The organism is Bradyrhizobium sp. 31Argb, from assembly GCF_043638955.1.
Lineage (GTDB): Bacteria > Pseudomonadota > Alphaproteobacteria > Rhizobiales > Xanthobacteraceae > Bradyrhizobium.
In genome coordinates this window covers 1-8,071 of record NZ_JBEGDB010000333.1, presented here as the reverse complement: position 1 = coordinate 8,071, position 8,071 = coordinate 1, and the positions used below count along the sequence as shown (strand labels likewise).

The 8,071-nt window shown below is 66.0% G+C and carries 6 protein-coding genes; all 6 read left to right on the top strand.

Features of this window, described 5'->3' with window-relative positions; translation table 11 throughout:
* The first annotated feature begins 185 nt into the window (after positions 1–185).
* The 6 genes from AAFX91_RS36425 to AAFX91_RS36400 all read left to right on the top strand — a co-directional run bounded on the left by AAFX91_RS36425 (position 186) and on the right by AAFX91_RS36400 (position 7,889).
* Positions 186–692, top strand: a complete 507-nt coding sequence (locus tag AAFX91_RS36425) for a tyrosine phosphatase family protein (protein WP_394569734.1) — start codon at positions 186–188, stop codon at positions 690–692.
* A gap of 243 nt (positions 693–935) precedes the next feature.
* Positions 936–3,623, top strand: a complete 2,688-nt coding sequence (locus AAFX91_RS36420; RefSeq protein WP_394569733.1) for a DUF2339 domain-containing protein — start codon at positions 936–938, stop codon at positions 3,621–3,623.
* 37 nt (positions 3,624–3,660) lie between these two features.
* Entirely contained in the window at positions 3,661–4,233 is a 573-nt protein-coding gene (locus AAFX91_RS36415) for a TetR/AcrR family transcriptional regulator (protein ID WP_394569732.1), read from the top strand.
* A gap of 50 nt (positions 4,234–4,283) precedes the next feature.
* Positions 4,284–5,258, top strand: a complete 975-nt coding sequence (locus AAFX91_RS36410; protein ID WP_394569731.1) for a zinc-dependent alcohol dehydrogenase family protein — start codon at positions 4,284–4,286, stop codon at positions 5,256–5,258.
* 246 nt (positions 5,259–5,504) lie between these two features.
* On the top strand, positions 5,505–6,017 hold the full coding sequence (locus AAFX91_RS36405) for a FecR domain-containing protein (protein ID WP_394569730.1): 513 nt from the start codon (positions 5,505–5,507) through the stop codon (positions 6,015–6,017).
* A gap of 6 nt (positions 6,018–6,023) precedes the next feature.
* Complete coding sequence (locus tag AAFX91_RS36400; protein WP_394569729.1) at positions 6,024–7,889, top strand: CHASE2 domain-containing protein; 1,866 nt, start codon at positions 6,024–6,026, stop codon at positions 7,887–7,889.
* Positions 7,890–8,071 lie beyond the last annotated feature (182 nt).

Here is an 8,071-nt window from a genome sequence, read left to right as displayed (position 1 = left end):
GCAGACCTGAACGAAACGAGAATTGTGTTACCCATGTCGTCGGTTTGAAGTGTTACCCATGTCGCCGGTTGCTCACAGTAACTGGCACTGCGACGGCGGAGTTTTGTGGGGTGGGCACGCTGCGCTTTGCCCACCCTACAGTAGCGGCTATAATTCGGGGCGAACTTGCACATCTAAGGACCATGATGCTTCACGTCTGCTCGCTCGCCCTGCTTCCCGAAACCGTAAGATTGACCGGCGCCAGCCACATCCTCACCGTCATGGCCAATGTCGCCCAGGTGCAGCGGCCGGCTTCCGTGCTCGAGGCCAATCATCTGCGCGTGCAGGTCGACGACATCACCGAAGTGATGGACGGTTTTATCGCACCCTCCGGACGGCACATCGAGCAAGTCCTGAACTTCGTGCGGAGTTGGGACCGTAGCGCGCCGATGGTGGTACACTGCTACGCCGGCATCAGCCGCTCGACCGCGAGCGCATTCGCCGCCGCCTGCGCGCTCAATCCGCATCGCGACGAGGCCGAGATCGCGCGCCAGATCCGCGCCGCCTCCCCGATCGCGTCACCGAACCGGCTGATGGTGAGCCTTGCCGACAAGGCGCTCGGGCGGGAGGGCCGGATGATCCGCGCGCTCGACGAGATCGGGCCCGGCGCCATGAGCGTCGAAAACCAGCCGTTCCGGGTCGACCTCGAGTGAGTCGCGCGGAAATGCCGCTTAGAGCATGATCCGGAAAAGTGGAAACCGGTTTTCCCTCGCGACAAACGCGAAGCGTTTGCGCGGAGATCATGCTCGAACAAAGAGATGAGATCATGATCCGATTCCATCTAATCGGATCAGGATCTAGCGATTGAACTTTTTGCGGGGCAACCTCCACTCAATGGATTGCGACGACCGCGGACGTGATTGGCTACGCCCCTCGCGCGCCCGCCCGGAGGCCTGATGCTGGTGTTCATTGTTTTCGTCATTGCGGTCGTCGCATTTGCATTTGCGTTGAAGTCAATGAACGAGGTCGCCGCCCTGCGCACGCGACTGGACGCCCTCGAAGGCGCGAATGCTGCGGCATTACGGCGGGTATCGCCGCCACTCGCCCCCGAGCCTGAGCCGACGCGTGCGACCTCGCCGCCGGCTGCCGCCACGCCTCCGCCTTTACCGCCAGAGGCCATCCAGGCCGCACCTGCCATGGCGGAACAAGCGGCCGCGCCCGAGGCTCCGAGCGGCGCGCCGCCCGCGCCACCGCCGCTGCCGCCCGCCCAGCCCGGCTTCGAAGAGACGATCGGCACCCGCTGGGTGGTGTGGCTCGGCGGCCTGACGCTGGCGCTCGGCGGCTTCTTCATGGTGCGCTATTCGATCGAGGCCGGCCTGCTCGGACCCGGCGTGCGTACCATGCTCGGCGGCCTGTTCGCGCTGGCGCTGCTCGGTGCCGGCGAATGGACGCGGCGCAAGGAAAGCATTTCCACGATCGCACCGCTGCCGATCGCCAATATCCCGGCGATCCTCACCGCCGCCGGAACGGCTGTGGCATTCGCGACGGTCTATGCGGCCTACGAGCTCTACGACTTCCTTGCGCCGGCGACCGCCTTCGTGCTGCTCGGACTGGTCGCGCTCGGCACGCTCGCCGCCGCGCTGCTGCACGGGCCGGCGCTGGCCGGTCTCGGCGTCGTCGGCGCCTTCGCCACGCCGATCCTCGTCTCATCCGAAAAGCCGGATTTCTGGGCGCTCTACATCTATCTTGCGATCGTCACCGCGGCGTCGTTCGGCCTCGCCCGCATCCGGCTGTGGCGCTGGCTTGCCGTTACGACGGTCGTGTTCGCGCTGCTCTGGACCTTCCCCTGTCTGCAATGCGGGCCGTCGATGATCGGACCGCACGCCTTTCATGTCATCGCCGGATTCATCCTCGCGGCGCTATTGGTCGTCTGCGGCTTCATGTTCGGACCGGAAGCGGAGGGCGAAGAGGTCGAGCCGATCTCATCGGGCTCGCTGATCGCCTATCTGTTCGGCGCGCTGCTGATCGTGCTGAACAGCTTTCACGCCGATCCCGCGATGATCACCTTCGGCCTCCTGGTCGCCGGCAGCCTCCTCGTCGCCTGGCGGGCGCCGGCGGCCACTGCGGCGATTGGCGCCGCCGCGCTGTTCGTGTTCGTCGTCTTCGCCGAATGGGCGGTGCGCGGCAATCCGGACATGCTGGTGCTCCCCGGCGGTCCCCTGCCCGGCATCGGGCCCAGCGCCACAGATGGGTCGGTCTCGCTGCATCTGACCGCGGCGGCGATCTTCGCAGGCATGTTCGGCGTGACCGGCTTCCTCGCGCAACACCGCTTCACCTCGGCCGCGACCACCATGCAGTGGGCGGCGGGCGCCACCTTCACGCCGCTGGCGCTGCTGGTCGCGCTCTACGCCCGGATCGCGCAGCTCGACCGCTCGATTCCGTTCGCAATTCTCGCGGTATTGCTCGCCGCGGCCTTCGCCGCTGCAACCGAATACCTCAGCAGGCGCGAGGACCGGCCCGGGCACTCCGCCTCGATCGCGCTGTTTGCGACCGGCACGCTCGCCGCGCTCGCGCTCGCGCTCACATTCGCGCTGGAGAAGGGCTGGCTCACAATCGCGCTGGCGCTGATGTCGCTCGGCACCGCCTGGATTTCGCTGCAGCGGCCGATCGCGTTCCTGCGCACGCTCGCCGCGATCCTCGCCGGCATCGTGGTGCTGCGCATCGGCTACGAGCCGCGGATTGTCGGCGATGCCGTCGGCACCACGCCGATCTTCAACTGGCTGTTGTGGGGCTACGGCATTCCCGCGGCCTCGTTCTGGGCAGCCAGCGTCTTCCTGCGCCGCCATGGCGACGATGCGCCGCTCCGCGCGGTCGAGTCGGCCGCGATCCTGTTCACGGTCCTGCTCGCCTTCATGGAGATCCGCCACGCCGTCAACGACGGCGACGTCTACAGCAACAGCGCCGGCCTCACCGAGGTCGCGCTGCAGGTCTGCACGGCGCTGGCGATGGCGATCGGGCTCGAGCGCCTGCGCATCCGCACGTCCAGCATCGTGCACAACATCAGCGCGGTGCTGTTGACGGTGTTCGCCGGTCTTGCCGCCGTCTTCGGCCTGATGCTGTTGGAGACGCCGATCCTGTGGCCGATCAATGTCGGCGGCAGCTTCATCAACCTGCTCCTGCTCGGCTATGCCCTGCCCGCGGTGCTGGCGCTGCTGTTGTCCTATGCGGTGGCGGGACGGCGCCCGGCCGGCTACGGCAACACGCTCGCGGCCGGCGCGCTGATCCTCGCGCTGACCTATGTCAGCTTTGAAATCCGCCGGCTCTACCACGGCCCGGTGCTGTCACATGGCCCGACCACGGGCGCGGAGCAATACACCTATTCGATCGCCTGGCTGGCGTTCGGCGTCGTGCTGCTCGGGATCGGCATCGTCGTTGGCTCGCAGCGCGCGCGGATGGCCTCGACGGCCGTCATCGCGCTGACCATCGTGAAGGCGTTCGTGATCGACATGTCGCAGCTCACGGGCGTCTACCGCGCGCTGTCCTTCATGTGCCTCGGCGTGGTGCTGGTCGCGATCGGCTGGTTCTACCAGCGCATCCTGTTCCGGCGACAGGCGGCGGCGCCACCGGTCGCTGGCGTAGGCTGAGCTTGGCGAAGCCTGTGCCAACGCGTAGATAGGCGGCATGGCAAGACCGCGCAGTTTCGACCCTGACGAAGTGCTCGACCTCGCGCGCGACGTATTCTGGCAGAAGGGTTTTCAGGGCACGTCGCTCGACGACATCACCGCAGCGACGGGCCTCACCAAGCCGAGCCTCTATGCCGCCTTCGGCGACAAGAATGCGCTCTTCCTGAAGGTGCTCGACCGCTACCACGCCTATATCGTCGGGAAAGCCGAACACATCATCAATGACGGCCCCTCCGCGCGCGAGGCCATCCAGCGCTGGCTGACCGGCTTCGTTTCTCGTTGTTCCGGCGTGAAGGGCAGCCGCGGTTGCCTCTCCGTCAACACCTCCGTCGACGGCGTGGCCGAGCAGGAGGTGCGGAAGCGGATCCAGGCCTTCAACCGCAAGCTCGAGCAGTTGCTGCGCGACCGCCTGCGCGCCGACCGCGCCCAGTTCGCCGACGACTTCGATCCCGATGCGGTCGCGCATACGATCATGGCAATCTATCAGGGGCTCATGGTGCTGGCAAAGGACGCTCCCGAAGCGGCGCGCGTCCGCGCCACGTTCGACCAGGCGATAAAGCTGCTTTCTTGACAGCGCCTCCTCGTTATATACTATACAGTATATAATTCGGAGGCGCTGCCATGAAGGCGATCCAGATCGAGGCGTTCGGCAACCCGGCCGAGGTCATGAAACTCGTCGACATTCCCGATGTCGGCGCCCCAGGCGACGGCGAAGTCGTGATCGCGCTGGAGGCTTCGCCCATCAACATGAGCGACCTCCTGATGATCTCGGGCCGCTATGGCTACCGGCCAAAACTGCCGAGCATCGTGGGAACGGAGGGTGTCGGCCGCGTCGTGGCGGTCGGTCGTGGCGTCACGCATCTGAGGCAAGGCGACCGCGCGCTCATCCCCTATCCTTCGCCGGCCTGGGCGGAGCGGATCAAGGCGGATGCCAGCAAGTTACGGGCGCTCCCCGACGGCAATCCGCTGCAATTGGCGATGCTCGGCATCAATTCCGCAACAGCTTACCTGCTGCTGACCGATTTCGTCACCTTGGCTCCCGGCGCCTGGCTGATCCAGAACGCGGCCAATTCCGGCGTCGGCCGCGCCGTGATCGGGATCGCGAAGTCGCTTGGATTGAAGACGGTCAATATCGTCAGGCGCGAGGAAGTCGTGGCCGATCTCAAGGCGAGCGGCGGCGACGTCGTGCTGGTCGATGGACCCGATCTCAACAAGCGCGTCGCCGCCGAGACCGGCGGCGCGCCGATCGCGCTCGCCATCGATGGCGTCGCCGATACCGCCACGATGAACCTCATTACATGCCTGGCGCCAAAGGGCGTGCTGGTGTTCTACAGCGCAATCAGCGGCAAGCCCTTCGTCGGACCGGCGCAGCCCTTCATCTTCCGCGACATCGCAATGCGCGGCTTCTGGCTCGCCAACTGGTTCAACAGCGCCACCGCCGAGCACATCAGCGCGATGTATGAACACCTCGCGCCGCTGGTGGCCTCGGGGGTAATCAGCGCGCCGGTCGAAGGCACCTACCGTTTTTCGCAAATCCCGGAAGCGGTGGCGGTGGCGCAGAAGAATCGTGGCAAGGCGTTGTTCACGCCGGACTGAGCGACAGCCGGCCGGGACAAATCGGCAGGTTCTCATCACCCCCGGGCGGCCTGCCCGCCTCGGGGCGCGCCTGACATCACGTCCCTGTGACGCGACCTTGGGCCCGACGAAGTATCGCGTCGGCTCACGCCATTGGCACTGGACCCGGGCAGACATTTTCTAGACATAGTGTGCGCTTCAAAGAGCTATATTGCGGCGACCAACTATTTTAACGAGGGGAGCGTTTTGCACCGAGACATTGCGGGAGTGCTCGCGCGGCTGGCGAGCTTGGTGATCATCTGCGCAACACTTGCGATCCAGCCTGCGGCAGCGCAGACGATGGCCGCGACATGTCCGTCGCAGGCGGGCGCGCGAGGAACGCAGATCCTGCTCTGCCGCGACGGCCTGATCATCGTCGCCGAGGACGGCGCGAGGTTCACGCTGCAAGGCCACGATGGCAGCGCCACGGCAGTCGATCTGCAGAGCAAGGCACTCCTGCTCGACGCACCCAAGCAGCCCGGCAAGAATCGTTTTCGCGTCAACACGCCACAAGCGATCGCCGCCGTGCGTGGGACCAAGTGGGCGGTCGATGTGCAGGAGGCGAGGACATCGGTGCTCGTGCTGCAGGGCCGGGTCGCGGTGCGCCGGCCACGCGGCGGAAACCAGGTGGTGCTTGGTCCGGGCGAAGGCGTCGACGTCGATCCGGGAAACGAGCCGCTGGCAGTCAAGCGCTGGGGTCAGGCGCGGGTCGATGCGCTGCTCGCGCGCCTCGGACAATGACCCTTGGTGAGCGGCCGGATCCCTCAAACACCAATCGCGCTTCTGCTCTCATTCGTCTGGGCGGCTGCGCTGGGAATAGGCTACTGGAACGGCGACGTTCAATTCCTCGATCGCGCCGAAGGCGCGCTGACCGACCTGCGCCTGCTGGCACGCGGTGAGCGCGCGGCACCCGATCTCGTCACGATCGTTGCCATCGACGATGAGACGATCGCCAAGCGCGGCGGCTATCCGCTGCCGCGCGCCGATCTTGCCGCGATCATCGAGAAGATTGCGAGTTACGAGCCGCGCGCGATCGCGGTCGACCTCTTGCTGCTCGACCAGGGCAAGGACGGCGGCGATGCCGCGCTCGCACAAGCGCTCGGAAAACGCCCCTCCGCCATTGCCGCTGCCGCCGTGTTTCCCGATGCGATCCAGATCCTGGAGGCGGACGACAAGAGCGCGCTCGCGCGCCTGCCGCGGGCGGAGAAATTCCTGCGCCCGCTTCCTGCGTTCGCGGAACATGCTGTTGTCGGCGTGGTCAACCTGACCACCGACAAATCGGGCACGCCGCGCGGCATTCCTTTGCTGGTCCGCACCAGTGACAAAGTCGAGCTGGCGTTTCCGCTGCGCGTCGCGGCACTGGCCGCAGGCCAGGATCCGGTGATCGACGCGGACAGCGTCCGCCTTGCGGGCCGGAATATCCCGACCGACATCGATCATGTGCTCCCGCTCGCCTATTACGGCCCTCGCGGCACGGTACCGACGGTGAGTGCGGCATCGGTGCTCGACGGCGAGGTCGCGCGAGCGGCCATCCGCGACCGCATCGTCGTCATCGGTGTGACAGTGACGGGCGGCGGCGATGTGTTTCCGACGCCGTTCGATCCCGTGATGCCGGGTGTCGAGATCGTCGCGACCGCGATCGATCACCTGATGACCAGCGGCGGCATCCTGCGCGATCGTTCGACGCGTCTCGCTGACGCGATCCTTGCAGTGGCGCTGACGCTCGCAGTGGTCGGCCTGTTGGCGTGGCGGCGCAGCGCGGCCGGCCTGCTCTCGATCGCGGCGCTGATGGCGATCTGGGCTGTCGCCAATTACGTCGCATTCTCGCACGGCATCTGGCTCAGCGCGGCATTGCCGATTGCGGCCGCCGCGCCGCCGGCGATCCTGTTCGGCTCAATCCAGCTTTGGCTCAATCGGCGTCAGGCGCAATATTTCGCGATGAAGAGCGACCTGTTGCAGCAATTTCAGGCGCCGGCGCTCAACAAATGGCTGACCGGCAATCCGGCGTTCCTGCTCGAGCCGCGGCACCAGGATGCGGCGATCATCTTCATCGACCTCTCGGGCTTCACGGCATTGAGCGAGACGCTCGATATCGACGCGGGACTTGCGCTGCTGAAGGATTTTCACACCCTCGTCGATGACGAGGTCGAGGCGCACAGCGGGATCATCACGAGCTTCCTCGGCGACGGCGCCATGATCCTGTTCGGCCTGCCGGAAGCCACCGCAGACGATGCCCGCAAGGCCTCGCACTGCGCAGTCACGCTCTGCAACCGCGTCGCGCAATGGATCAATTCGTTGCCGCCCTCGATCGCAACGCGGACCGGCTTCAAGGTGGGCGCGCATTTCGGGCCGATCGTCGCCTCTCGGCTCGGCGGCAGCTATCAGCACATCACCGCGACCGGCGATACCGTGAACGTGGCCAGCCGTCTGATGGAGGTTGCGGCCAAGCAGAGCGCGGCGCTCGCGCTGAGCGATGACCTCTTGCAACGGGCCGGCCCCGCATCCGCATTGTTCGCGAGCGGCGCGCTCAGCGGCCCGCGCGAGACGCTTGTCCGCGGACGCACCCGCCCGCTCACGGTCTGGCTATGGCGCAACGATTCGCGCGGCAGCTAGATCATGATCCGATGAGGAATCGGATCATGATCTAATCTCTTTGTTGTTGAGCATGATCTCCGCGCAAACGCTTCGCGTTTGTCGCGAGCGAAAACCGGTTCCCACTTTCCGGATCATGCTCTAGGCCGTGTGGACAGTTACCTTATCCAGAGCAGAGTGGCGGCAATGGCGACGACGGCGAA

Bases quoted from the DNA above. Each gene is read 5' to 3' on its own strand.
- AAFX91_RS36425 (WP_394569734.1), top strand. From the start codon at position 186: ATGCTTCACGTCTGCTCGCTCGCCCTGCTTCCCGAAACCGTAAGATTG.
- AAFX91_RS36420 (WP_394569733.1), top strand. From the start codon at position 936: ATGCTGGTGTTCATTGTTTTCGTCATTGCGGTCGTCGCATTTGCATTT.
- AAFX91_RS36415 (WP_394569732.1), top strand. From the start codon at position 3,661: ATGGCAAGACCGCGCAGTTTCGACCCTGACGAAGTGCTCGACCTCGCG.
- AAFX91_RS36410 (WP_394569731.1), top strand. From the start codon at position 4,284: ATGAAGGCGATCCAGATCGAGGCGTTCGGCAACCCGGCCGAGGTCATG.